Here is a 25,709-nt window from a genome sequence, read left to right on the forward strand (position 1 = left end):
ACGTCCTAATATTTGATACGGTATTCCGCTGATCGGGCATGAGCCGTCAAACTTTCTCCCCTCGCCAGAACCGACGCCACTTTCCCCATTTCTGAAGCACCTTCTGCGGAAAAGCGAATCAGTGAAGAGCGCTTCTGAAAATCATAAACCCCCAGGGGGGATGAAAAACGTGCCGTTCCCGACGTCGGTAGTACGTGGTTCGGACCCGCACAGTAATCCCCCAGGGCTTCCGCGGTATATCGTCCCATGAAAATTGCGCCGGCATGGCGGATTGATGGCACTAATGCATCCGGGTCTGCCACTGACAACTCCAGATGCTCAGGCGCAATCCGGTTACACAGCGCCGCTGCCGCATCCAGGTCAGGCACATGGATCAGGGCTCCCCGGTTATTCACAGAGGCAGCAATAATGTCACGACGCTCCATATCCGGCAGTAAACGGTTCATGGCCGCTTCTACCTGATCCAGCCAGTCACTGTCAGTGGCGATCAGGATCGCCTGGGCATCTTCATCGTGTTCAGCCTGGGAAAACAGATCCATGGCAATCCAGTCAGGATTCGTACCCCCATCAGAAATAACCAGTATTTCTGATGGTCCGGCAATCATATCGATACCGACCTGACCAAATACCATCCGTTTCGCCGTCGCTACATAGATATTGCCGGGGCCGACAATTTTATCGACTTTCGGGATGGATTCCGTTCCCCAGGCCAGCGCCGCGACCGCCTGGGCACCACCGATGGTGAAGACCCGGTCTACGCCGGCAAGCGCCGCTGCCGCCAGAACCATCTCGTTAATGATGCCATCAGGGGTAGGAACCACCATGACAACATCGGATACACCCGCCACCTTGGCAGGAATAGCATTCATAAGAACAGAGGAAGGATACGCTGCGCGCCCACCGGGAACATAAATACCGACCCGGTCCAGTGGTGTGACATTTTGTCCCAGCACCGTGCCGTCACGCTCTTCATACTGCCAGGATGACTGCAATTGTTTTTCATGGTACTGGCGGATACGGTCTGCGGCACACTGCAGCGCCTCGAATTGTGCATCAGAGATGGCTTTCAGGGCTTCAGCGATCCGCTGCTCACTCAATTCCAGCGCCTGCATAGTATCAACGGCAACACGATCAAAACGGCGGGTAAAATCAACGACGGCTGCATCGCCTTCATCACGAACCCGGTTGACGATCTGAGTCACCGTTTGCTGGACATCGTTATCAGACACCGATTCCCATGCCAGCAGCTGATCAAGCCGACGCTCAAAATCCCCAGAACCCGCCACCAGCCGCGCTGGCCTTAACAATGACTGGGCAGAACTCATGACAACTCCCCCTGCTCCCGGCGGGCCCTGTCGACGGCGTCAGACAGGATATTAATCAATACTGACAAGGAACGGTGCTTCACCTTCATTGCCGCTTTATTCACAACCAGTCGCGAACTGATATCCGCAATGACCTCGCGGGGCTCCAGCCCATTGGCCCGGAGCGTATTGCCGGTATCGACCACATCAATGATGCGATCCGCCAGACCAATCAGGGGCGCCAGCTCCATGGAACCATAGAGTTTGATAATGTCCACTTGTTGCCCCAGGCCGGCATAATAACGCTTAGCGACATTAACAAATTTGGTTGCCACTCTCAGGCGCTTGCCGGGAATCTCCTGCTGCCCCACCGGCGCCGCTGTCATAAGCCGGCAACGGGCAATATTCAAGTCCAGCGGTTCATAGAGTTCCTGTGAGCCATGCTCCATCAGGACATCCTTGCCCGCAACGCCCAGGTCGGCGGCACCGTACTCCACATAGGTGGGCACATCACTGGCACGAACAATCAGCAACCTGACATTGGGTTGATTGGTCGGAATAATCAGTTTACGGGTCTTTTCCACATCTTCAGCAGGACGGATATCAGCGGCTTCCAGCAAGGGACAGGTATCCCTCAGGATACGCCCCTTGGAGAGCGCGATAGTGAGTACTTCTTCTGTCATTATTATGTCCGGCGTCGGTTTTTATACGATAGTTTCAGCCTTTATGGGCGGATTCTGCCACAGACAGCATAGTGACTGAAGTGTGAATCTGCGCTCAATTTCCACTGTTGCCCCCTGAACGAAGATCAGCAGTGCACTGTCAATCCAAAAAATACTGGAGGTTTTATCAACACCGCGAACGCTTTTATGAGTCAATTCTGATAGGCACAGCGTATTTAACGAATAAAAAGAATGCCGAGCAGCAGTGGAGGTTAAATGACGAGCCTCACAGAAAAATCAGAAAATCCAATTTCAGGAATATTAAAATATAAAAACCAACAAGAATTCTCGTTATGAAAAAGAATGGTAAAAGACATAAACCTCAGCCAATCCTGAAAACAAAAACCGGATTTCAACAACATAATCACTCAGAAACATTTAATATAACAAGACATTCTCTCTCAAAAACAACAATAAAATAACAGTGAAATCAATAATTACCATGGAATATCAAAGTTTTGCCAGTGACTATTACTATCAAAGTATTTTACGAGAGCACGAGGAAGCGTCCTTTTTGCATCTATAGCCATGTACATTTCACTATCAGTACCAAGTGTCGTTTGATAAAGCGCAATGGGCAAGTATGAACAAATAGCCCCTGAAAAAAAGTTTCCTGTATGTGGGCACAAAGTATCCGGTGGATCTTCCCAACAATGCCTGTTTAGGTAATCTGCATATTGTCTTGCTTTATATCCGTACGATGACCTACCGAAAAACGCCATCAGTAGTGAAGGAGTATCATAGACACCTGGAACTGTAATGCCTGCTTCTGAGATATAATCCATATTTTCCAGACTCGCATTATTATGGAGCCAGCGCATGGCAATATTGAGAACCGTTTCACCAATCCCCTCAATATTGAGACGATAGCCTGACCAGCAGGTACTATTGGTTTTATAGATTTGATCGAGAGCTAAACCTCCCCATCCTGTCAGATGGAAAATCCATGGAGGTTTCCCCTCTTCAAGCACTTGAGCTACGACAGCTGCATGTGTAATCAAGTCACCAGGGGTACCAGAACGCTTATGTTCAATCAGTACATCACCAGATTCAAGCTCGCCATAGTGACAAACCATACCATACACTTTCATGGAGAAATAAACCCATTAAACCTAAAACATTAATGCAGAATACACAGTCTAGCATATAGAATTGAATCAGATTCAACTGTGCATATCCCCTGCCTTTATCATCAACAAAAAATCAAAAAAACATTTAATCTTTCAACATCAACAACTTCAAGATAACAAAACAATCAAAGGGAACTTCTTCAATAAAAACGCATCATATATATCACCACACTTGATCATTACCCTCTATCGGAACATTTTAAAATGCAAAAAGTAAGTCACGATTCAGTATTAGCCCACAGAAAGAGTTTTCAACCAGCTACAAGTACAGAAAGCCCTAAAAACAACCAAGAAGAAACACCCGAATCTATTGATAGAAACTTTAAAAGACCCACTCAAACGTATGGTCGATCGATAGAAACAGAGCGGACAACTTTACGGCTAATCATACAAGATCGCCCTTTTTGTCATCGAGGCAATGATCAAAAGCACTTTCATCATGGTAATACAGCAATTATACAAAACCTGCCGATGAAAATTCATATAACCCCTACAGAGCAAGAGTCATATCCGCCAGCAATCGTGGAACTTACATCAGGAAGATCCTATGCCTTCCACCAAAAATATCATTTCAAAATTGCAAGCACTTACTTTAGGTATATTAATGGAAATATAAGAGATGAAATATTATCACCCTATTTTGAAGATAAAACAGGAGGAGGATTCTGTTTTGTTATTAAAAAGAACAATGTAGAAAGTATATATATCCCATCCAAAACATGGCAACGCAGGTTTTCTGACTGTGTCACAAAAGGATTAGACAGCATTCTTAATAAGGATAAAGGCTTCCCTACCACTGACACTCACGCTTTAAGTGAAATAGCTATCGATGAATCCGAAAAAAATCAGTCTGGCTTAGCTAGCTGCCACCAATTCGCTCTATTTATGAATCATGGAGAAACTCAGTTAGACGCCAAGGGAACAGTACGTGATATTGTACTGTCATCAGAACTGGAAGATTATGGATTATTTACCCCACTCGCCATTTTTATCCAAGGCTCTGAAGATACGAAAACGCTCGAGCCAATTCATGAGTTTATACATATAGGGCATAGATTGTGTATCGGGAAAATTGGAACAGGTTTTATATTCGCCCACTCTATTGAAGAAATATCTGAAATGTACAAGGAACTTTGTGATACACATTCTATTGTTTTGCAAAAGAGGGACTATCGGCCTGAAAGACAATCACAGACCTCATCAAAAGAAAGCTATGTAACTGCCAATGAAGATCTAGATCAATCCTACGAATCATCTGATTCTGACTACGAGGACGCCATAGGTTAATCTATAGATAGCACATTAAGGCAATATCAAGAATAGATAAGCAACCATTGATTTAAGCCGACTTAATTTTACTTTAATAAAATACATCTATTCAAAAATATCAAACACCTAAAAAAACATAAGAACCAAGCAATCCACATCATAAACGTCTTTTTTCTACCCCCCAACAGTCTTACAAATAAACTTATGATATTTCAAAAACCATCTGATGATTTTGAAGTGAAACATCAATATGGTTAATTGGCAGTTTATCCGTCAAACGCTTCAGACAATCTACCGATAAACGAGGTAACAAGTTGCGATTGACCAATTGCTCTATCGCTCGAGCGCCCACCAGAGGGTTATTATTCCATGCAACCAGCTGCTCAACCACCTCATCACTGACGGTTAGTGTTGCCTTATATTGATCAGCCACATTCTTGCGGATACGCTCCAGCGCCAACCTGCAGATTTTACGCATATCATCAGTATCCAACGGCAAATAGGGAACGATGACCACCCGCCCAAGAAATGCGGGTTTAAAATAGTTCAGCAATTCTTCCTGGATCGCCTCAAGAATCTCATCTCGCGTCGGTTTACGCTGTTCATCGCGCTGAAATTTATCCACAACGTCCATAATGGCATAATCCGCCGCATTGGAGGTCATAATAATAATCGTGTTACAGAAATTGACTTCCCGGCCTTCACTGTCGCTGACAGCCCCCCGATCAAATATCTGATAAAAAATATCGTGCACACCCGGGTGTGATTTCTCCATTTCATCCAGTAACAGCACCGAATAAGGTTTACGCCTGATGGCTTCCGTCAACAGTCCACCTTCTCCATACCCGACATAACCTGCAGGTGATCCCAGTAATTGGGAAATTTTGTGCTCCTCCTTGAATTCCGTCATGTTCAGCGTCGTGAGATTCTGCTCACCACCAAACAGTTCTTCAGTCAGCGCCAGTGCCGTTTCCGTTTTGCCAACACCGGATGGGCCACACATCAGGAATACGCCAGCCGGTTTACGACGATCCGAGAGACCTGCACGACTGGTTCTGATGCACTGGCTGAGTTCGGCCAGTGCATCATCCTGCCCGATCACCCGAGCCTTCAGCTGCGTCTCAAGCGTCAGTAACCGCTGAATTTCATCGGACAACATGTTACGGATGGGAATGCCCGTCCAACTGGAGAGGATGGAGGCAATAATCGTGCTGTCAACCCGGGGGAAAACCATGGGTTGTTCCTGCTGAACCTGCTCCAGTTCCCTGCGTTGTTTCACAATGTCAGAGCGAGATACCGGCGCCGGTTGCTCTATGGGCGGCTTTTCCTCGTTGTTCTTTTGCAAAAACGCATTATCCGCCTGACTTTCCAGTTCTGCGAGTTCCTCAACCAGCGCCCGCTCTTTTTTCCAGCGCCCGTATAAATCATCCAGTAACTCTCGGGTACTGGCCCTTGAATGTTCCAGTTTGTCGAGGCTTTCCTCCAGCTCATCATGCCCGGCAGCCTTATCCCTGCGCCGCTCATTGAGTTCACGCTCCAGATAAGCATGTTGATGCTCAAGCTCTTCGATCACCTCGGGAAGTGCATGCCGGGAGAGACCCACCCGGGAGCAGGCTGTATCCAGCAAGCTGATGGCTTTATCTGGCAACTGTTGTTCAGGCAAATAACGGATGGCCAGCTCGACTGCCGCGACAACGGCATCATCATGAACCCGCACCCCGTGGTGCGTTTCCAGGGACCGTGCCACACCCCGCACAATGTGACAGGACTCTTTCTCATCCGGCTCCAGAACCTTGACCAGCTGGAAACGTCTTGCCAGCGCGGCGTCTTTCTCAAAATACTTTTTGAACTCTGCCCATGTGGTCGCGCCAATAGTCCGCAATTCTCCCCTTGCCAGTGCGGGTTTGAGCAAATTCGCTGCATCATTCAGCCCGGCAGCACCACCGGCACCAATCAGGGTGTGAGCTTCATCAATAAATAACAGGACAGGGGTCGGTGCACTCCTGACTTCATTCATTAAGTCCTTAAGACGACTTTCCAGTTCTCCCCGTATACTGGCTCCCGCCTGCAACAAACCCAGATCCAGCGTATGCAGGGCAACGCCCTGCATACTTTCCGGCACTTCTCCGGTTACAATGCGCTGCGCCAGTCCTTCAACAATGGCGGTTTTACCCACACCGGGGTCACCCACCAGGATCGGATTGTTTTGCCGCTGACGTGACAGTATGTCGATGACCTGCCGAATCTCTTTCTGCCGGCCAATGATCGGACGAAGATCGCCATTACGCGCAGCATCAGTCAGGTTGATCGTGTATTTATCCAGCGCGCCCTTTTTGGCCAGGCGCTCACGGCCAACATCTTGCGACCTGGTCTTGGCGCTATCACCCTCACGATTATCACCGGGCATGTTCCCCTCAGCCATGGCCTGCAGGCTTTGCAGGGAAATTCTCTGTAACTCCCTGGCCATGGGTGAATCAAGAACGGTGTATTGCGCCTTCTGCAACAGGGCCAGTAAAAGATCAAAGCCCGTGATGACATCATGCTGATAATTCACCGAGGCGACCAGCCAGGCATCCTGGATCAACGCCAGGATGGACATGGAAAGTGACGGCGTGCCTGCATCACTTTTTTCCAGTCGACTCAGCCGCGCTTCCAGATCCGACAGAATGATTTGCCGGGACAGTTTCTGGGAATTGATCACGGCTTCGATATCCGCAGACGGTTCAGAAAACACCATTAATAGCCAGTGTTCAATTTCAATATATCGGTGCTGATATCGGACACAGAGACCGGCTGCAGATTCCAGGGACTTTCGCAGGCTTGGATCAAGCTTGCTGATAAGGGTTTTCAGTTCCAACGATTGCATAATTCACGGCGAGAACAATGCGCAATCGTGCCATTGTTTACGACTCGCCTTCCTCACTGGTCGCTTCTGCTGTTTCATCAACAGCATCAGTATCAGACTCATCGCCTGAATCTTCCAATTTTTTCTGAACTGCAGGCAAAATTTCGTTATCAAGAAAAATCTCAATATCCTGCATGATCAGCTGCTTAACCTCATCCATACCAACGGGCGCATCATCGCCCATACGACCGGCATTCACACTATCGACAAGTTCGGAGACAATATTACCCAGCGCTTCACCCACGCTGTCTCTCAGCTTTGGAAGAATCAGACCCAGTTGAAACTTAAAAACGATATCTTCACTCATACAGACCATACCCTGATGAATAGGTTATATGCCTCATCTGTTGATGTGCATAATAGCACCTCTAAAAACTGTTATGCTGTTTAACACTACCCCAACGCCATCAACAAAGATTCCCCCCCTTGAAATAAACTCTTTCCAGCATGCAAAAATAAACAATCCAATGATATTCCTACCTCCTTTTATAAAACACCCTATTCTAATACCTGCAACATATTAATCTGACAAGGTGAAAAGCACCTGCACAAGATTAATCTCATGTTTACTCGGCTACAGCCCACTTCCTGCAGGCCCGCACACTGAGAAAACTTGGGCTTGGGTACTTTGAGCCGTAACTGTTAGTTATAGAAAGGCATCAAATAAAAGTGGATCACTTTCTCCTTCCTCTCCTGTTGAAAAATCCCAACCAAAAGTTCCCCCATGATGACGCTTCTGCTCTCCATCTACATTCTTCATAAAGTACCATTGGCCCACTATCAACGAACTGATATTAAAGATTAACCCTTCATTCTCACCAAGTCGTATAGTCATAGACCCGTGTATAGAACCTTTCATGGTAATCTGGGACAATATGACATTATCATTTCCTTCCGGATTCTCGGCGATTTGAAGCAAATCTATCGTGTATTGAGAATGCCTGCGCATAATAATATCTTGCAGAAAAAAAATTGTTGCAACATCAGGCACCCTTTCAATCATAACCGGTTGCAATAAAGGCGATCGACCGGCAGTTGATACGGTTCCTGAGCTGCTCATGTTGCTTACACCAATAACCGCCCTGTCAAATGGAAACCATTTACTATCATCTTCCAGATCAACTCCTCCTGCAGTATCTACTTTAGGAAAATCACCGTGAAAATAATCGGTGAATTCACGAACAGTCATTAGTTTATCGTTTTCCATGCTCACCACCCTGATTGCAATTAAAAAATATGACGTCATAATTTCCGGTATAAAAGCGACGCTGTATTGCGTCATAAGTAACTTATGACACCGGACTCACTTACTCTAAAACCTTTAGTGAAAGAGGAAATACACGATTCTTTACCACCTCCAACAAGACAGTTTTTACTTACAACGCTCATTCAGTGACAAGTTCAGTCCAGATATCTGCAGCTGAATGCATTGCTTTGAACGCTCCTTAACTTCAAGCCATTGGCGATGCACCCTGTCTTCATAATGCCTGAATTGAACCAGAAAACCGATGTAATGCGTCTGAGGCTCTAATTCAACCCTTTTTCGCCAGATATCACCCGGCCGGATAGAAACAGGAGGCTGTAAGCGGACTAATTGATTGCCAAGAGCAACATCGGCTTTATCCTGATATAAATCCAGAAAGTTAGCCATTTGAAAATTACCATAATCTGACAACTGGTAAATTTTAACAAAAACCGGACTCGTCTCCTGTTTATCAGACGGATTTATATACTCGCTGGCTTTTATAACAATATCTACATACCGTATATGTTCAGAATGAAAGCTACACCCCTGTACCATCAGATAGCAGGAAAGTATGACTATCCGATAACATTTTTCAATATTCGTCAGTGACTTCATCGTTGTTTGACCAACTATCAGTGATACACGTTTAGAATTCAGCCTCTAACAGGTTCATAATGTTTTTTACGCCCAGATCAATAAATAATGGCAACCGAGTGGTTTGTGAGAGGCCATCATCACCCGCACACGCGGCTATCATAACGGCTGCTGCAACAGTGTCGCCAAACAGATGAGCAGGCGGTTCAACAGCAACATCTCCCTCAATAATACTACCACCACTATAGAAGACCGCCTGTGAAAGCCAAGCTACTGGCGAATACGAACCAGCGATTTCCAGACCATGACAATTGAGGCCGCGATTTTCCTCCCGGTCATCGTCAAGCCAGCGGTTCACATTCTCCAAAACCGCTTGTTCCTTCGGGTTACAGACAAACGCCATCTCATTCAGGCAATCCCGGCCCCATAGTATGGCCTCACGGCAATCAAGCGCATGGGCAATAATCTGAATACAATCGTTGTATAGCTGTTTCTGACACAACTGCCTCAAGCTGGATAGAATGTCAGGATGATCACGCAAGATCTCTGTCGTTTCTTCTGTCAGATCAACAGTACTGATGATATCCCTTAAGTCATGAATCCTGATCCCACGATATTTCATTACATTAAACGATAGGTTTTGTGGTTAATTGATCCTGACAACGCCACCCTGATTGACAAGATTCACGCCGGCTTTGACTTGCGTTTGTATTTTTCCATCAATATCAACCATCAAACCGGACACCACTGCCTTGAACGATGACTCCAGCGTCATGGTAGAGGCTGAAGCCGACATCTGTTGGGATGTAATATCAACCATGGTGCCATTAATAGTAATGCCGGTGGGTGTGATTTCAATGGTATTGCTGCCGCACTGCAGGACCACACCCTGCGGGGATTCTATCGTGGTTTGCCCCTGCGCACTCAGGGCCGTTTCCCCGGCAGAGCTTATATTAACCGCGGCCATAGAATCACAGGTATAATCACCGCCGGCCTTCACCAGGGCCGCCGCCTCCGTTTCATGGGTCATATCTTCCTTGGATTTCATCACCAGCGTTTTTTCTACTTCTGTCAGTGATTCGCCTGTCACCGTCGTGCTGCTATTATTTTTCACCTGGCACAACATATCTTTCTGGGCCTGTATAAACAGTTCCTCGCTGTCCTTGGTGTCACAGACACGGAATATATGGCAATCGTCTTCCTGTCCTTTTGGCGTGGAGCGGGTTTTGAGCATCAGGATTTCGGCAGTGACTTCAACAGGCGTATTCACCGCGGTATACAGGGAACCTGTTACAAATGGCTGGTCCGGGTCTCCATCAAAAAAATCTATCACAACCTGTTGGCCAATCCTCGGCAAAACACTACTTCCAAAACTCTCACCGGCAAAGGCGTGCCTGACAGGCATCCAGCAGGGATATTCTCCGTTTTTATCCCAGTGAAACAGAACCTGGACACGCCCAAACTCATCGGAATGGATTTCCTCGCCATCGGGCCCTGTTACCGTTCCCTTTTGAACACCATCCACCACTTTTCTGCTAAAGGGATTACTGCGAAAGACGGTTGATATCGGGAAGCAGGTAAAGTTGTTGTGATATTGAATCAGATTGATGCCATAGGAACCGGACAATGCAAAGTGGTGCTCCATGGTGGATATAATATGCACATCGTTATGCACGCTTTCGGGATGCCCTTCCAATGTAAACTGAAGGCCAGCATGCAGGCATGGCAGCGCGCTGTCACAGATCACCGTATACCGTTCACTCTCGTGGTTCTCCATACAACGCAATACCGCCTGATTTAAGGCATCCTGACAGAACTGACGGCTTTCCCATCGCATACTGCATGCCATGCCCACATCCTCAGGCGGAGTGACACCGCGGCTGAGCATGGCTTGTCCCATATCAGGGTCATATCCCGTGTATTCCCATCCTCCGCCACCCATTTCATTATTCGTCAACCAGCTTTCCAGGTAGAGTTCTTCTTCATCTTCATTATGGAAACGTACGTAGATTTTATTCTGTGTAGCCTGGCGAAAGCCCTGGTTGGTGTTGTCAATGATCATTTCATTCGCTGTCTTATCAGAGACAAAATAAAAGTGATAGCCCTCTTCAAACAGTAGGCGGGTTATAAAATCATAATCACTTTCCTGGTGCTGTATGCACAGAGGCTTCACGGTTTCTGGCTGCGTGATAAACGTCAACTTATGTTCAAACGCGTATTCACTGACCACTTCTTCAATCATTTTATCCAGCGGAATTTCCTGGAAAATCCGGGAATTAATCGTATTCTTGAGCAAATCCAGCCATGGTACGACGCAAATTTCCCAGCTAAACATATCGGCCGCCGGCATGAACGGCTGGTCCTGCACGGAACGCACTATGCCATGGCAGACAATATGCGTCTCGATCTGAGCCTTCGATTTCGATACGACAGAATAAAGGAAACACCCCGGCTTTCCCACCAAACCAGCCAGCTCCTCGCTGGGGATGCCAGCCGCAACAATGGAACCCGTTGCAACAAAAACAGCATTGATGGCTTCTGAGACATGTAAATTAACGGTCGTATACTCCATGCCACTAGACGCCTGAAATATAAGAGATCCCACCGTCGCATCGGATTGAATCATTTTAAATACTGCATGAAGACTATGGGGCTACTATAGCATAAGCAGATTGACACCCAGGAAAATCCTTATCATGCAATCACAGTTAGCATCGTTACTTACGACCGTGAAAAGTCAGGATAATTTATCTATAAAGGATATAAATCACGATGATTACATTGCATTTAATGAATTACTGCTTATTGCTCAGGGCACACTGAATGACTGGGTAAACGAACCAGAAAAAGACAGGCTGCAAAGTCTGATGCAATCCAATCAGGACAGTTGGGAAACGCTGTTTGAATGGCTCAACGCACGTATTCTTGAGGATGACTGGAACCCTGAGTGGCTTGGCTGGATAATCTACTGCTGCCAGTTCTCTTTCACTCCATGGGAAAACCTCAGTGATGCACTGCAACTCGCCGCCTGTTGGCTCAATAAGCAAATGCAGCAAGTGGACGAGGGTTCTGCAGACAAACTCAACAAGGGCATAACAAAACTCAACACCGTAATCGGCGACCATGAGGGTACCCCCTTGCTCTATGAAACCCTCAGCCTACTGCCCTTGTTCGCTGAAAGAAGCAAACCACAACTCGAAGCCTTGAGTACGGATGAAAAAACAAATTTAAAAAAAACCATCACACCGAAACTCAGCAAGGAAATAGCGCAGGTACGCAATCATCTGACGGATACAACGACCTTTTTGCAGCAGATTTCGCAAGGCTGCACCAGCGAACTAGTCGTTGAGACATCAACACTATTGAAGTGGATGAAATCCAGCATCTCAATCCTGAACAGTTATATTGGTGAAGAGCCTCAGCAATCAAAAAGCACACCGTCGACACCACCAGAAAAAGGCGTTGCAGCGCCACAGAAAAAAGAAACAAAAGAGAAAGATGATAAGAAAGAGCGTAATGAGAGCAGCATGGAACTTACCAGCCGCGAAGACGCGATAGAAAAGCTCACTCTCGTCTATGAGTACTTTATCACTTTTGAGCCATTAAGCCCGCTCCCTTTTCTGCTCGAGAAAGCGTTGCGCTGGTCTCACTTAACCCTGCCTGAACTGCTAAAAACCGAACTTGCCGAGGATCAGGGCACACTGGAACGATTTTGTTCATTACTCGGGCTTAGCGATATTTCTAATACCGATCAGGCAACGGGTAACAAAGAAACCAAGAAAAAATCCTGATGCACGCATATTGGTTTATTCAGTGACAGGGAGAACCTGATCGACACCGACATAGCCGTCGACAAACAACGATGAAGATAGAAAATAAAGCTATAACTGCATTCACTTGTCAACCTAAACAAATAATCCAACCATTTGGCTTGAAACATTAGATTTTTCTTCAAATTATCTAATTTCCAAATTTTTTATTGGCAATAGAATCAGCCCACTCAATTGAACCAGAGTAAATTAACCGATAGATCCTTAGAAGAAGCAGTTTTAGTGCCAGTATCCCTATTGTCATAAAACCGTTTTAGTAATAACCAAAACAGATTTTTGTAAAATTAATTTATAAGCTTTTCCAAAACATTATTAAATTAACGTCTATATTTTTTCACTCGGCACAGTTCTTACTCAACCAGATGGATAAAGCTTAGTCATAGCATAAAGTAACAGGTTAGTTATCAATGCCTCTTAATTCCCAACATAAACGTATAAGCAAGAACAGAGTATCTATTACTTACGACGTTGAAACTTACGGGTCAGTTGAAACACGTGAACTGCCCTTTATTATCGGCGTACTCGGCAATTTCTCAGGCATGCTGCCGTCCGATCAGCAACTCCCCCTGCACGAACGGCAGTTCATCCAGATTGACCAGGAAAACTTCAATACCGTGATGGCTCGGCTCAAACCTCAGGTCACCATCAAGGTTGAAAACACATTGTCCAGTGACCCGGAGGAAGAAACATTAACATGCGATCTCTCATTTAAAAAAATGGAAGACTTTGAGCCTGACAGGCTTGCGATGCAAATTCCTGCTGTCCAGGAACTGATTGAGGCACGTAACCAGCTACTAGTGTTACTCGCCAAGGCGGATCGCTCACGTGAGCTTGAGCAAGGCCTCAAGCAGGTATTACAAAACAGCGATTTGATGGAGCAACTGAGTAATGAACTCGGCATCGAATCGTAACCCGCCCCAAGCCCTTGAGCGAGGTAACGAGTCGGCGTTTTTACTGATATTCTGAGGCGACACGACCTTGAGCGACGAAATGACAGATGCCTCTTCTGATGAGGCAGAAGCCAGACGAGAAGCCTCACTGCTTGATGAAATACTCGAAGCCAGTGAGGACAGCGTTCTGAAGATGCTGGTATTGGCTCGTGGACAATGCTCAGTAGAAGAGCTGAAAGGATTACTGGCGCAACTTTGCAGACAGTACAAGAGTGACAAGCTTTGCTGGTCAGAAAACCTGTTGAAGACCATTAATAACGCCGTCGGCTGTATTGATGGAAGTATCGGTCAACAAATACGCAAGGTGCTTAAAGCACCAGAGCTTCATGACCTGGAAGGTCGTTGGCGGGGTTTACATACCCTTGTGACCAATTCAGAACTCGGAGCAGACCTGAAGATCAAATTGCTGAACATCAATAGAAAGGATTGCCTGAAGCAGTTTCAGGATGCACCCACCATCGACAGAAGCCCGCTCTTCAATATTATTTATCATCATGAATACGGAACCGCCGGTGGAGAACCTTATGGTGTTCTGCTTACGGACTATACATTCAGCTACAAGAATCAGGACATTTCCTTAATAAGGGCTCTTGCCGAGGTAGGGGCATCCTGTCACGCCCCCGTTATTGCGGCGGCCTCTCCAGATATGTTCGGCATTCCTGATTTTCCGGCATTTTCAGAAGGGCGGCCCATTGCCCAAGGTTTCAACTCCCCTGTTTACAATAAATGGAACAGCTTCAGGGAATCTGACAATTCCCGCTATTTTGTACTGACTTTACCCAGGGTTTTGGCCCGGGAGCCTTACGGGCAAGATACACAACCCGTTGAAGCGTTTGATTTTGAGGAATTTGAACGTGACGAAAACGGAACGCCGATATTTGACCAGGAAGGCGATTTCGTCTGGAGTAATGCCTGCTTTGCACTTGGCCTGAAAATATCGGAAGCCTTTACCCGTTCCGGATGGTGTACTGCCATACGCGGTATGGAAAATGGCGGGAAAGTTGTTGATCTCCCCAATTATTTCTATAAAGCCGATACCGGTGACTTCATTCAGCAGTGTCCCACGGAAGTCAACATTACGGATGAACGGGAGAAAGAACTCAGCGACCTGGGTTTTCTTGCACTGGTTCATTACAAGGCAACCAATTATGCAACGTTCATCGGCGCACAGACCACACAAAAGCCGAAAGTCTATGAAAACCCTGATGCGACGGCGAATGCGGCCATATCGGCCAGGTTGCCTTACATGATGGCATCAGGACGGATCGCGCATTATCTGAAAGTCATGGGTCGTGACATGATTGGTTCAAACCTTGAAGCTGCCGATCTGCAGAGTCAGCTCAGTACCTGGCTTGGCAAATATACCAATGCTTCAGCGGTCGGGAATTCAGCGCGTGCAAGATTTCCTCTCAAGGAGTCATCCGTCAGGGTCATTGAACAGCGTGGTCGTCCCGGTTGCTATTCGGCTGTCGCCTATTTGCTTCCCTGGCTGCAACTCGAAGAGCTGTCGGCTTCACTCAGGCTCGTAGCAACGATTCCAAGTTAATCAACGCCGTATGAAAAATGCCAAGGCTTTAAAAGCGCACATTGCGCGGCTGATCGTCGTTGCAGGCGAGGCCATTAATAAACAAATGATGCACGTATCCCAAGACCCTGTAGTCTCACAATTACAGACGACCTGGCGTGGCATTCACTACCTTACGACCATCGTCAGCCCCGGAAGGAACTGTCTTATCCGGGTATTGGATTTGACCATGGACGAGCTGGCAGACGATATTAAACAGTCAGCCGCACTGCAGTACACATTGGTTTATAACCGCGTCTATCACAGGGAGCTTGATACACAGGGTGGTACGCCTTTTGGGCTGTTAATCGTGGACTTTCCGGTCAACCCATTGGGCAGGCAGGCAAAAATGCACGTTTATCTGTTATCCGCCCTGGCCCACATAGGGAAAAGTTCCCTTTGCCCCGTTATATGCCCGATGGATGAACAGTGGCTTGAACCTGAAACGGATCGCATCGCCTTTCTTGAGGAACGCCTGTTAAGAATCTATAACAGCCATTCGCTGGCCCATTACCGTCAGCTGCGAGACCAGCCACATAGCCTGTACCTCGGTATTGTTTGGCCCGGCGCTTATCTGATTAATAAAAATGCCCCATCCGGACACCATAAGATCTCTGGCGCAATCTGTCTGGCGGCCTGCGTCATAAAAGACTTCGATCTCTTCAGTTGGTTCGCCGGTCTGCAATGCTGGGGACCGGATGAAGTGGGCGGCGCGATTCTTCCGACAACAGACAACACAACATTGCGCGCTACCTGGCAGTTTTCAGAATCACTGGATCAGTTTTATTCGAGACTGGGTATCATGTTGCTATCCTCAACCTGGCTCGAAGGCCTGCCCGGGTTATTCACCCAATCCATGTTTCACCGGTTTTCCAAGGACAGTAAATCCAGTCAACAGGAAGCAAAAGCGGAAGAGCCATTGTCCTGGTTACTTATCGCATGCCGTGTTGCACACCACATGAAGGCCATATTGCGTGAGAATATTGGCCAAACGTTAACACCGGCAGAATGTAAACAGATACTGGACAAATGGATTCAGAAATATTGTATGCCCACTAAAATTCTGAACCATGAAATGTATTGCAAATTTCCTTTCAGTAAAGCAACGGTTCATGTAACACACTCTCCGTTTGACACAACGAAAATGGCCATCAGCCTTGACCTGACACCCAATTTACCCCCTGGCATGGTGACGAAACCGCTCGCCCTGAAAGTGATGCATAAAAAAGGCAGTGCATAGGAGCTGAATGTGTTTGAGCATTTTACTGATTCCAATTCCGGTCAAGACCAGGATTACTACAGTGTCATTACATCGCTTTCACATCTGCTATCCAGTCGTGCACCACTGACACCCAACGGCCTGTCAGATTGCCTGCCACTGTTTCGTTACGGCATGCCCAGTCTGTTCACACCTTTATGCAATGTGGACACTGTCTGCAGTAAGCTGAAAGCAGCCATTGCGCACTTTGAGCCACGTCTGAAAAAAATCAGTATTACTGTTGACAATCAGCCAGGCAAAGCCATTTCCATCACCATTGAAGGCTGGCTGACGGTTGATGATCAATCAACACCTATCAAGTATGTTCTCAAGTAATGGCTAATCATAATTTCTGGCAGACACAGGCTGACGACCACAGCCTGAGAAATTACATTGAGCAGGAAATTAACGCCCTGCACCAAGAACTTGCCCAGTTCGAACAACGTCATCCTGACATTGCCCGAAAACTACAATTACTGGGGGGGCGGCCAAAGGATCCAGACATGACGTTGATGCTTGAAGGTGTCGCGCTACTGATGGCAAGACTCCAACAACGTCTGGACAGTCATTACGATGCCATTGGCGACCAATTGCTAAACCTCATGGCGCAGGAAGTCACTGCCCCCCTGCCAGCAGCCGCCATCATTGAACTGCTTCAACTCAAAAATCGTACCCATATCAAATTAGAAGCCAACAGTCGGTTTGTTGTGAATTCTGAACAGGGAGGGCTGCAGGATTTCAGAACCCCTTTCACGGCCAGCGTTCCCCCCTGGGAGGTCGAGTCAGCCACGTTGAGCCGGGGCCCCTTTCCGTTACCGACAAACCTGACAGAGGGCGCTCGTGTTGGCCTTCAGATCGTATGTTCAACTCAAGCCAGCGGTCTTTCCATACCGCCTCCGGATCAACAACATCTGGATTTTTATATTGATCCACAGACGCCTTTATCCAATTTGCTGTTTGATCTCATGGCCGGCCCCGCAGAACAAATACTCATAGGCGACGGTGATAGTTATACCGCTGTTGACTGCAGGCAATTCATACTGCCGGCGTTTTCAGCGCAAAACAGGCTACTCGCCAGGGATGAACGATTATTTCCAGCCTTACAATTGCTCCGGGAGTTTTTTGCCTATCCTGATTTTTTTCGATTCCTCAGGCTTCCCTTACAGAGTGTTTGTGAACGGTTAACCTCAAGCCACCTGGTCATTTGGGTGCTCTATAATGATTGTGCCGAACCATTACTCAAACGAATTACGGCAGATCATATTAAACTTCGATGCCTTCCCATTATTAATCTTTACGAACAACAGATGGAGCCGATTAATTTAAACCATGACCGTTTGCAGTACCCATTGAAAAATAATCCCAGTTATCCAAACAGCAGGGTTTACCAAATATTGTCCGTGCAGGATGTGACTGACCCATCGGATATTCGAACACTCTCCCCAATATCGGATTGTGCCCGTGGTGACCAGGATTCGAAACTGTACTGGAATTTTCTACGGAGTCAATCAGACGATAGTTTGATATTTTTGGATACCAGCCCCTTCAGGGCATCACAACACGGTCGCATTATTTCATCAAAATGTCTTTGTTTTGACATGGAAACACATGAACTGCCGCCTTTCACTCCCATCAAACCGCTGTTTGACTGTCTTCCCGGGTCGACTGCACAGGTTCTTGTACGTAGCTGGTCTGTCAGAGGTCTGGAAGACCGCCGCCCAGGATGGCTGCTGCTTGGCTCGCTGTTGCTGAACCCTCGTAGTTTATTTTGTGATGAAAATGTCGAAGAACGACTGGGCAACATCATGGCATTATTTTTTCGCAAGGACAGTGGTCTTGAACCAGGCATTATCAATGCGATTAAATCACTTTCCTGTGAACAGGAAGTGTGCCCCGTCGATCACCATAACCACCATCATATGGTGAGCCTGGGATGTCGCTTTGAAGTCCGGCTCAACACCGCGTCCTTTAATAGTTTACCGACGTTACTGATGCTGCGTTTTTTTGAACAGCTACTGGCCTACTGGCGCCCGTTTGGTAACCACAGCCACTTTATTGCGGGCCTGCATAACGAACGAAACTGGCGTTGGAACTTCGGACGACGTATTGAAATCTGACAGCATGACTATCCATAGCAGCACCCCACGGTTACAGGATAACTGGTTATTTCGTCTGCGAGATTCTCCCAGGCAGTTTGAATTTGTACAGACCATTCGGATCCTGTCTGACTCCCCCCTGTTTAAAAACAAGCTATCACTGGCTCCCTACAGTTCCGGTGAATACCTTCGTTCCGAAATCGGTGAACTGGAACAGGCGGATGATCGATTTAAATTGACGGTATCCAAACCAGCGCTGACAGGTACACACGGTGTTCTGCCACATACCCTGAGGGACACTATCAGAAAAGTTATCTATGAAAAAAGTAGCCACAGTCTGGAAGAATTCCTTGACGTTTTTAACAATCGATTGCTTTGGTCCTACTACCATGTGGAGGTAGCACGTTACCTGGCTCTTTACCTGGAAAAAAAGATACGTGATGCTTCATTTGAAGATAAACCCATGTTCGACTTTTCCGGAAATATTGTTAATAGCCTGAACAACCTGGCATATCACCCGTATGCAATAAGCCTTTGCATGAAGACAAATTCTTTAGCAGGCGCTGAAAAATTATTATCCCACTATCTGAAATCGACTGTCAGCATTGAACAAGACCATGGAAAACGCTGGCCGATCGATAATGACTGCTGCTGGAAAATCAGTAGTCATTCCAAGTCAAACACATTCAAGCTGGGTCGAAACACGGTTGTTGGCCGTTATGTATGGCTTCTGGGAGAGACAGTAAGCATTATTTTGCACTATCAAAACAATCTTCAATGGCAAAAACAATTACGTTATACACCACGATTCACAGAAAAAGTCCTCAATATGTCACGTTCCATACTCCCTTATCGCTTTATACGTTATTTTGTTGAAATACCGACTTCGCAAACGAGCGCCATGCTTCTATCAGCACGAAAAAAAGTATACCGTCTTGCCTACCACACGACTTATTATAAAAACAACAAGCAATACATGAGAATCTCATGGAAATAGATGCCATGTTTTCCTGAAATCACCGCAACTCAACAAAGCACTTATTCATAACATCACCTGTTTAGAAAATACGCTCTGAAAATCGAAACTGCGACATAAGCGTCGGATCGAATAAAATCTTTCTTCCACCGCCTTTTGCCATGATTTCAAGGTTGACCACCTGCTCTCCCGATGAAAATTGGGTACTCCCTATCAATGCTCTCCTGTCCACATAGCGGAAATTCTCACTGAAAAGCCTGTACCAGCCCCAATCACCCGTGTAGCTGATATGTGACAACGGTGTCTCCTTGGAAAAAAAGGATGCCTCAACGAATCGTCCCTCATTGGCCAGGGAAACATCTTGCCAGATCGTCGGGCCATGATCGTATCGGATCGTGGTATTTTTGTCCTGCACGATAAAGTGCGTGGCAGATTGCGACAAGGATACGACCCTGATCTGGAACGTATTCAACGGGACATTATCGGACGAGAAAAAGCTGTCATTGATCTGTTTTCCTACACGTATGGTTTCAAGCACCTGGCGACGGACAGGCAATGTCTTCCCCAGTATTAACGTCCTGAGTTTCTGCCCCTCCATAAAGGGAGCGAGGTAACTTTTCACGAAGCCATCAAGATGCCCCCCCGTTTGGAAGAAAGCCGCAAAGTGCTGATAACTGGCATCTTCTGAGGAAGATAACATGAGTGGATAATGATGCTTCAGATAGCGGGTATAGGGTAAGACAACCGTTTCTTCCCATTGTCGCTGAATATACCGACCACCATTTGCAATATAATAACTCCCCAGCTCATGACTGAGTTCATTCAACCAGCGTCTGATTTGCTCCGGCTGCGGATCAGCGAAGCTCACCAGCGTATTTAATGGGTGCCTTGACTCCACAATATCCACCAACTGAAGGTAGGCGCAACGTTGTTTATCATCGCATTGCTCCATCTGTAACATTTTCTGGTAAAGGTCATTAATGATTCCCTGGCATCTGCCCGCAAATTCAATGACAGAGTCGCCCTGAATCATGCGATGATAAAGCTCAAAGGCCTTAACGACTTCTTGCCGACCTGCAACATCCGATGCCAGATCAGCACTGGCTTTCGTCACTTCTTCCGGAGAGGCTGACTCAGCCAGCAGGCGGGTATTCCGATCAAGCATTTCCAATATCCCGGCAAGGGATGAAAACTCCCACTGTGCCAGGTTGGATGATGCTTCACGGATTGTGTCAAAATCACGCAGGGGTTTTACATGAATACAGCTCAGAAGCTGCTTCCATTGAGAAATATATTCAAGCACATACCGGTGGTGTAACTCACTGCCCGTTCCCAGTATGAATTCCACGGAACCTTGCGACTCAACACCTTTTATATTTTCAATATCGGTAAAAATCTTTTTGAATAATGGGGAATCTGGTGATACCAGTTTTTCCTGCCAGGATGCCTGGGTAAACAGTAAAGGGATCTGGTTCGGACAATCTTTTTCCGGTTCGCCATATCCTCCCAGCTGAAACACCTTGGCAAAATTACTGCCTAACAATTTATCCAGTGGTACAGAGCGCATTAAATCCGGATCCGATTTCAACCGACGATAAGCCAGCTGGCTGTCACTCAATCCTGAAAGGCTGTCCCTGGCCTGGTTAAGCAATGAGCTATCCGGTAATAACACCTGATACACCTGCAGCGACAGAAGGTCGCTGGCCTGCTCCGACAGACGGTATTCATTGACGACTGACAACTCGTGCTCTTCACTGATGACCGGCACCAACCCCTGGATCAATTCCCTTTTATGCAGTAAGCCAGGATCAAACAACATCTGGTATAAACGCAGGCTATCAAAAACCGCCTGTATTTCTGCCGTCAATAACTGCCCCTGCAGTTCCTGTGCTGCGCTTTTGACAAGATAGGGGTATAACCGGCTTTTCAATTCTTCATCATAAAAGTGACGAAAGCTATTGGAAAAACTCTTGGTAGCCCAATGCGCAATGAGAAACCGCACCGGCAAATTTTCATAGGTTTGGTTCAGTGCCTGCAAGAGTCCCAACTGTACAATAGTGTCTTCAAGGCGCTCTTGTTCATTACCCGCCTTTGATTTGATTCGCTCCGTCACATACATATCAACAACTCGATTGGTCTCCGCATTCAACGCTTCCAATCGATCAAGGTTGAGGTAACACCACCAGGCGGCCCCACTCACCAAAAGACATACCCCTGCAATAAAAGAGAACCCCCCTACACGCTGAAATAACTGTGCCGTTCGATTAGACCCGGCATACTGGGACATAGGCAGAAACACCTGATGAAACAGCCCGGTGGCAAAGGCAACATCCGGCGTACATGGCTGCGCTAACGTCGTCGATAAACCAAAATACTGGTGACACCACTTCGCCAACAGGCTGGTCACTGATGCTGTTTCGCCGGTCGCGATGAGGAGATAACCTCTCAATTGTGGTCGCTGCTTTTCAAAGGCCTGATCAAAGTATTTAACCAGTTTCTTAAGCCAAGCTCCCAATTGGATGAATTCAAACACAAGAGCAACGCTGTCATTACAGAGCTGGTCATCATAGTCGGTACTGATTGCATGGATCTGCTTGGAAAAGAGCTGCTGCATTTGTGCCTGCCAGCTCTCTGTAAACCATTGACTGGCGGGTTGTTGTAATTCGTCACGCCACGCCCCCCATGCTTTTGAACGCTCTTCACGGCTGAAATTACGATTCAGTACCGCCTTGGAAAAGATCGTATCGATCCCTGCCGTCATGAAAAGCACGGGTAAAGACTGGCCAATCAATTCACACAGGCGAATGATATGTTGCGGCAGCTCTCTGGCAAAAACCGCATTGTCCTGTAAAACCGATGGGGAGGTATCAATCAGGACACCACTGAATGTCCTGCTTTTTCGGTAATGGTGAATCCGGCTCAACAATTCACTCAGTAACGGATCTCTTTTATCGAGGGAGAGTAACTTGTTCGATGGGCAGACAAAGACCGTGCGTCCTTCGGTCCAGATCTCAAGCCAGTTCAATACCTTGTCATTATCGGGGGGAAGCAATCGAAAACGCAGCGCCGTCATGAGTGACGTTGAATCATTGCCATCGGCGGTAATGACGTAGAACCATGGAAAGAATGTCGTTTTCTCACGGACACTTCCCTGATAGTCCATTAATTGTCTCATATACTCTGATACCAGCCTTGCCGGTTCAGACAACTGCCGGTATCGGTTGATCACCAGTATTATCAGTAAAATAAACGCAACCAAAAAAACAATGACACCTGCAGCAATGATCCATCTGCCATAGTCTGAATGGCCAGACATCATCAAGGCCATACCCGATGCAGCCGCGATAAGTCCAAGTATTAACAGGGTGAGCAGGATAAAAACAAGAATTTTATTTCTCAGGGAAAAGAGCATGACGAATGTCCGCAGGATTTACAGGCTTATAATCATCAAACAGTTGGGATAGCCGTTGTCGATCATCCTGTATTTCTTCACGCAAGCGGTATTGCATGGAAACAGACCATAAGCCTGCACCAATCACCATAGTGACAATAGAGGCGCAGGCAACAATCACCATTGGCCATTTATTGATGCGCCAGCGCTTTTTAAACCGGGTTTCCCGGGCACTGATGTCGATAAACGCAAATGGCTGCTCACGTAAATACCGGTTTCTGCCCAGCTGCTTTTTCAGCTGAGCATAAAGTTCACTGATATTCTCCTTTCCCCCATGCCGGTATTGCCCCCTGAAACCCATTTTCATGCACAGGTAAGCCACCAGTAACAGCGAAGGATTGGGCGTCGGGTGGTGGAGCCACTGTCCCAGCAACTCAAAGCAGTGAACACCTGCATCGCCTCGCAAAAACAACCGGCTGCAGAGTGTTTCCTGTCGCCATCCGGCCCCCCAATGACTGGTCATGATTTTTTCATCAATCGTAGCAACCACCCACATACAGCCTATGGATGTCACCTCATCAGGATAAGACTTCTGTAGCTTTATGACAGCTTCGACCAACTGCCCAAACAGGTTGTCTGGCACAGACTCCTGATCCCCGAGGCGGTTAATGTGACTCAGAACCGCCAAAAAGGGGTACAATCGATTCACCAGCGGATCTTTCAAGTCCACCCAGTCCAGCACCAAAGGCACATCCAGGCGCTGTTCTTTCCCCTCTGCGTTGCTACCCAGCTCAGAGTTTTCATGCATCTTGACATCAGGCATCGGCACAACCTTCAGGAGCGTATAATAAACAATCGGATATTGAAGCTACCCAGTTGCTGGAACGCATGAATCACCAGCGGCATCTTGTTATTAATCGCTTCCTTCAGCAGATCTGACTCGGTATCAATCTCATAAAAACAATGATCCGGTAAATTAAGCTCAAAGGGTGGAATGGATAGTCGTGACAGACTAATACCCTTGATGGCGCTGGATACCAGTTGATCAATCCGGTTTTTGGGCCCCAGGGTGATCAGGTTAAGGATGTCACCGGGATTTTCACGCACCTTTTTCTCAGGTATAGACAGGATAAAACGGCTTTTGTCATCAATATCGCCTGTCAGCGCATATTCCCAGCGACGGTCGGCAGGCCTTGCCTCTTTGGGCAGTAGTTCCCAGACATATTCGTAACTGGCTACCTGGATAAACTCGTCCAGGCAACTAAACAGCGGTGTAAATGCCTGTTCAAGACAATTAAACGTCAACCCCTTAGGTTCGGGAAAAGGGCGTTGACTGATCGTACTTAGCGCCCCACACAGCGTGATCAGCTCATCATACAATTGTGCAGTGTCAAGACGCCGATGCATCCTCAGACTGCCAAGGCGAGCTTCCCACTGCCGGAGCAGAATCTGCCAGAGTTGATCATGGTATAGTGCCTGAAGACTTTTATAGCTTTTCCCACTGAGAATGCGATTTTCAATCAGCTTGGCCCGATGGCTCAACTGCGCATAAAACTCTTTCAAACGACTGCTCAATACCGTACTTGCTTTAGCACACAGCACCGGGGGTATAAACGCGGGATCCAATACAACCCCTCCCCCGCTGTCCAACTCCTTGACCTTCGCCAGAGCCAGCGTCGAATAATTGCTTAAGTCCCTCTCTCCCAACTGTAACTGAAAATTATATTCAGCCAGCGAGATATTCACTGAGGGGTTATCAGGATTCGTGTTGTCTGTGATTTCATCATTGAACAACAGGTAACGAAAGTTAGTTTCCTCCTTGCTGCCGACTTCCTGATCCCCATAACTTCGTAATGGAATGGTGAGGTAAACGATAAGATCCGTACTGCCATCAGGAATATCTATCACCATTTCACGAAAGATATTGAACGGTGTCGCATCGGGGAAAACCCCTTTGGCACAACGCAGCCCCACTTTTCCGGCAGGCATTAATTCCCTGGCCAGCTGAAGCTCAATGAATCCAAAATCATCGCCCCCCAGCGTACGAAAATATTGCAATGCCAGATCAGAAAAATAACGCTCCTGCTGCTGAAAATGCTGTGGCGCAACATATGCGCCTTCAAGCCATGCTACTGCTGCGTGATTCACACTGGTAATGCCTGCAGTTGGATTCACAAGTGAAAAAATCACGACTGAATATAGACTACAACGATTGAAGTGACCATGAACAACACAGACTTTAGCCAGGTCACGACAAATTGAATGCTATCTGTATCCGGCGACCGCAATATTGCAGTAAACCAACCTTAATCTGGAAGCATTATTGTAAATTAGCGGTTGTGGTTATAGGGCGTCGCGTCCCTTACCTGTAAAACAAGTCAGTGATTCATCGAAAACAGGGAAAGCCAATGCGGGCTGTTTCAATAGTGGGGTCCCTTTCAATTGCACGATGAGTGACAGCCCCTATAGTTTAT

The 25,709-nt window shown here is 46.9% G+C and carries 20 protein-coding genes; 8 read left to right on the top strand and 12 right to left on the bottom strand.

All coding sequences use genetic code 11. From position 1 onward, the window contains the following. Nucleotides 1-5: 5 nt before the first annotated feature. The 3 genes from hisD to AC27K1_RS11175 form a co-directional block, all read right to left on the bottom strand. Nucleotides 6-1,325: a histidinol dehydrogenase gene (gene hisD, locus AC27K1_RS11165; RefSeq protein WP_487150604.1), complete on the bottom strand. Its 1,320-nt coding sequence runs from the start codon at nucleotides 1,323-1,325 to the stop codon at nucleotides 6-8. Continuing rightward, nucleotides 1,322-1,987 (bottom strand): ATP phosphoribosyltransferase, encoded by a 666-nt coding sequence (hisG, locus tag AC27K1_RS11170; protein WP_487150606.1) that lies wholly within the window; start codon nucleotides 1,985-1,987, stop codon nucleotides 1,322-1,324. The genes hisD and hisG overlap by 4 nt, the downstream gene beginning before the upstream one ends. A gap of 476 nt (nucleotides 1,988-2,463) precedes the next feature. Continuing rightward, a complete protein-coding gene (locus AC27K1_RS11175; RefSeq protein ID WP_487150608.1) occupies nucleotides 2,464-3,117 on the bottom strand; it encodes a hypothetical protein in 654 nt (217 codons plus the stop codon). A gap of 243 nt (nucleotides 3,118-3,360) precedes the next feature. Here AC27K1_RS11175 and AC27K1_RS11180 point away from each other — a divergent pair, with 243 nt between their 5' ends. Beyond that, nucleotides 3,361-4,443 carry a hypothetical protein gene (locus tag AC27K1_RS11180; protein WP_487150609.1) on the top strand — a complete coding sequence of 361 codons (1,083 nt, stop codon included), beginning with the start codon at nucleotides 3,361-3,363 and terminating at the stop codon, nucleotides 4,441-4,443. Nucleotides 4,444-4,627: 184 nt separating this feature from the next. On the opposite strand, the gene tssH is transcribed toward AC27K1_RS11180, so the two are convergent. The 6 genes from tssH to AC27K1_RS11210 form a co-directional block, all read right to left on the bottom strand. Next, nucleotides 4,628-7,291, bottom strand: a complete 2,664-nt coding sequence (gene tssH / locus AC27K1_RS11185; protein WP_487150611.1) for a type VI secretion system ATPase TssH — start codon at nucleotides 7,289-7,291, stop codon at nucleotides 4,628-4,630. 37 nt (nucleotides 7,292-7,328) lie between these two features. Continuing rightward, nucleotides 7,329-7,637, bottom strand: a complete 309-nt coding sequence (locus AC27K1_RS11190) for a hypothetical protein (protein WP_487150613.1) — start codon at nucleotides 7,635-7,637, stop codon at nucleotides 7,329-7,331. Nucleotides 7,638-7,976: 339 nt separating this feature from the next. Next, a complete protein-coding gene (locus AC27K1_RS11195) occupies nucleotides 7,977-8,537 on the bottom strand; it encodes a hypothetical protein (RefSeq protein ID WP_487150614.1) in 561 nt (186 codons plus the stop codon). Between the two features lie 165 nt (nucleotides 8,538-8,702). After that, nucleotides 8,703-9,191 carry a type VI secretion system lipoprotein TssJ gene (gene tssJ / locus AC27K1_RS11200; protein WP_487150615.1) on the bottom strand — a complete coding sequence of 163 codons (489 nt, stop codon included), beginning with the start codon at nucleotides 9,189-9,191 and terminating at the stop codon, nucleotides 8,703-8,705. Between the two features lie 31 nt (nucleotides 9,192-9,222). Continuing rightward, complete coding sequence (locus AC27K1_RS11205; RefSeq protein ID WP_487150616.1) at nucleotides 9,223-9,792, bottom strand: DUF6931 family protein; 570 nt, start codon at nucleotides 9,790-9,792, stop codon at nucleotides 9,223-9,225. A 24-nt stretch (nucleotides 9,793-9,816) separates the two neighbouring features. After that, nucleotides 9,817-11,742, bottom strand: a complete 1,926-nt coding sequence (locus tag AC27K1_RS11210; protein WP_487150617.1) for a type VI secretion system Vgr family protein — start codon at nucleotides 11,740-11,742, stop codon at nucleotides 9,817-9,819. A 124-nt stretch (nucleotides 11,743-11,866) separates the two neighbouring features. On the opposite strand from AC27K1_RS11210, the gene AC27K1_RS11215 reads away from it, so the two are divergent. From AC27K1_RS11215 to AC27K1_RS11245, 7 genes are all read left to right on the top strand, one after another. After that, nucleotides 11,867-12,961, top strand: a complete 1,095-nt coding sequence (locus AC27K1_RS11215) for a hypothetical protein (RefSeq protein WP_487150618.1) — start codon at nucleotides 11,867-11,869, stop codon at nucleotides 12,959-12,961. A gap of 446 nt (nucleotides 12,962-13,407) precedes the next feature. Next, nucleotides 13,408-13,911, top strand: coding sequence for a type VI secretion system contractile sheath small subunit (tssB, locus tag AC27K1_RS11220; RefSeq protein ID WP_487150620.1), 504 nt, complete (start codon nucleotides 13,408-13,410; stop codon nucleotides 13,909-13,911). A 79-nt stretch (nucleotides 13,912-13,990) separates the two neighbouring features. Beyond that, on the top strand, nucleotides 13,991-15,496 hold the full coding sequence (gene tssC, locus AC27K1_RS11225; RefSeq protein WP_487150621.1) for a type VI secretion system contractile sheath large subunit: 1,506 nt from the start codon (nucleotides 13,991-13,993) through the stop codon (nucleotides 15,494-15,496). A 10-nt stretch (nucleotides 15,497-15,506) separates the two neighbouring features. Then, nucleotides 15,507-16,754: a type VI secretion system contractile sheath domain-containing protein gene (locus tag AC27K1_RS11230; RefSeq protein WP_487150622.1), complete on the top strand. Its 1,248-nt coding sequence runs from the start codon at nucleotides 15,507-15,509 to the stop codon at nucleotides 16,752-16,754. Nucleotides 16,755-16,763: 9 nt separating this feature from the next. Continuing rightward, the gene (locus AC27K1_RS11235) at nucleotides 16,764-17,108 is read left to right on the top strand and encodes a hypothetical protein (protein ID WP_487150624.1); all 345 of its coding nucleotides are present in this window, start codon (nucleotides 16,764-16,766) and stop codon (nucleotides 17,106-17,108) included. After that, a complete protein-coding gene (locus AC27K1_RS11240; RefSeq protein ID WP_487150625.1) occupies nucleotides 17,108-18,889 on the top strand; it encodes a type VI secretion system baseplate subunit TssF in 1,782 nt (593 codons plus the stop codon). Before AC27K1_RS11235 ends, AC27K1_RS11240 begins: the two co-directional genes overlap by 1 nt. A gap of 4 nt (nucleotides 18,890-18,893) precedes the next feature. Beyond that, nucleotides 18,894-19,865, top strand: a complete 972-nt coding sequence (locus AC27K1_RS11245) for a type VI secretion system baseplate subunit TssG (RefSeq protein WP_487150626.1) — start codon at nucleotides 18,894-18,896, stop codon at nucleotides 19,863-19,865. 61 nt (nucleotides 19,866-19,926) lie between these two features. Here AC27K1_RS11245 and AC27K1_RS11250 read toward each other — a convergent pair whose 3' ends face one another. The 3 genes from AC27K1_RS11250 to tssK are packed head-to-tail and all read right to left on the bottom strand — an operon-like array spanning nucleotide 19,927 to nucleotide 25,383. Further along, on the bottom strand, nucleotides 19,927-23,256 hold the full coding sequence (locus AC27K1_RS11250; protein WP_487150627.1) for an ImcF-related family protein: 3,330 nt from the start codon (nucleotides 23,254-23,256) through the stop codon (nucleotides 19,927-19,929). Then, the gene (locus tag AC27K1_RS11255) at nucleotides 23,234-24,058 is read right to left on the bottom strand and encodes a DotU family type IV/VI secretion system protein (protein ID WP_487150628.1); all 825 of its coding nucleotides are present in this window, start codon (nucleotides 24,056-24,058) and stop codon (nucleotides 23,234-23,236) included. Before AC27K1_RS11255 ends, AC27K1_RS11250 begins: the two co-directional genes overlap by 23 nt. An 11-nt stretch (nucleotides 24,059-24,069) precedes the next feature. Continuing rightward, a complete protein-coding gene (gene tssK, locus AC27K1_RS11260) occupies nucleotides 24,070-25,383 on the bottom strand; it encodes a type VI secretion system baseplate subunit TssK (RefSeq protein ID WP_487150629.1) in 1,314 nt (437 codons plus the stop codon). Nucleotides 25,384-25,709: the final 326 nt, after the last annotated feature.

It is taken from the genome of Kistimonas ophiarachnellae, from assembly GCF_057552235.1.

Bases quoted from the DNA above. Each gene is read 5' to 3' on its own strand.
- AC27K1_RS11205 (WP_487150616.1), bottom strand. From the start codon at position 9,792: ATGAAATATCGTGGGATCAGGATTCATGACTTAAGGGATATCATCAGT.
- tssC (WP_487150621.1), top strand. From the start codon at position 13,991: ATGACAGATGCCTCTTCTGATGAGGCAGAAGCCAGACGAGAAGCCTCA.
- AC27K1_RS11245 (WP_487150626.1), top strand. From the start codon at position 18,894: ATGACTATCCATAGCAGCACCCCACGGTTACAGGATAACTGGTTATTT.
- AC27K1_RS11175 (WP_487150608.1), bottom strand. From the start codon at position 3,117: ATGAAAGTGTATGGTATGGTTTGTCACTATGGCGAGCTTGAATCTGGT.
- AC27K1_RS11230 (WP_487150622.1), top strand. From the start codon at position 15,507: ATGAAAAATGCCAAGGCTTTAAAAGCGCACATTGCGCGGCTGATCGTC.
- hisG (WP_487150606.1), bottom strand. From the start codon at position 1,987: ATGACAGAAGAAGTACTCACTATCGCGCTCTCCAAGGGGCGTATCCTG.
- tssB (WP_487150620.1), top strand. From the start codon at position 13,408: ATGCCTCTTAATTCCCAACATAAACGTATAAGCAAGAACAGAGTATCT.
- tssH (WP_487150611.1), bottom strand. From the start codon at position 7,291: ATGCAATCGTTGGAACTGAAAACCCTTATCAGCAAGCTTGATCCAAGC.
- AC27K1_RS11195 (WP_487150614.1), bottom strand. From the start codon at position 8,537: ATGGAAAACGATAAACTAATGACTGTTCGTGAATTCACCGATTATTTT.
- hisD (WP_487150604.1), bottom strand. From the start codon at position 1,325: ATGAGTTCTGCCCAGTCATTGTTAAGGCCAGCGCGGCTGGTGGCGGGT.
- AC27K1_RS11210 (WP_487150617.1), bottom strand. From the start codon at position 11,742: ATGGAGTATACGACCGTTAATTTACATGTCTCAGAAGCCATCAATGCT.
- AC27K1_RS11240 (WP_487150625.1), top strand. From the start codon at position 17,108: ATGGCTAATCATAATTTCTGGCAGACACAGGCTGACGACCACAGCCTG.
- AC27K1_RS11215 (WP_487150618.1), top strand. From the start codon at position 11,867: ATGCAATCACAGTTAGCATCGTTACTTACGACCGTGAAAAGTCAGGAT.
- AC27K1_RS11255 (WP_487150628.1), bottom strand. From the start codon at position 24,058: ATGCCTGATGTCAAGATGCATGAAAACTCTGAGCTGGGTAGCAACGCA.
- AC27K1_RS11190 (WP_487150613.1), bottom strand. From the start codon at position 7,637: ATGAGTGAAGATATCGTTTTTAAGTTTCAACTGGGTCTGATTCTTCCA.
- tssJ (WP_487150615.1), bottom strand. From the start codon at position 9,191: ATGAAGTCACTGACGAATATTGAAAAATGTTATCGGATAGTCATACTT.
- AC27K1_RS11180 (WP_487150609.1), top strand. From the start codon at position 3,361: ATGCAAAAAGTAAGTCACGATTCAGTATTAGCCCACAGAAAGAGTTTT.
- AC27K1_RS11250 (WP_487150627.1), bottom strand. From the start codon at position 23,256: ATGCTCTTTTCCCTGAGAAATAAAATTCTTGTTTTTATCCTGCTCACC.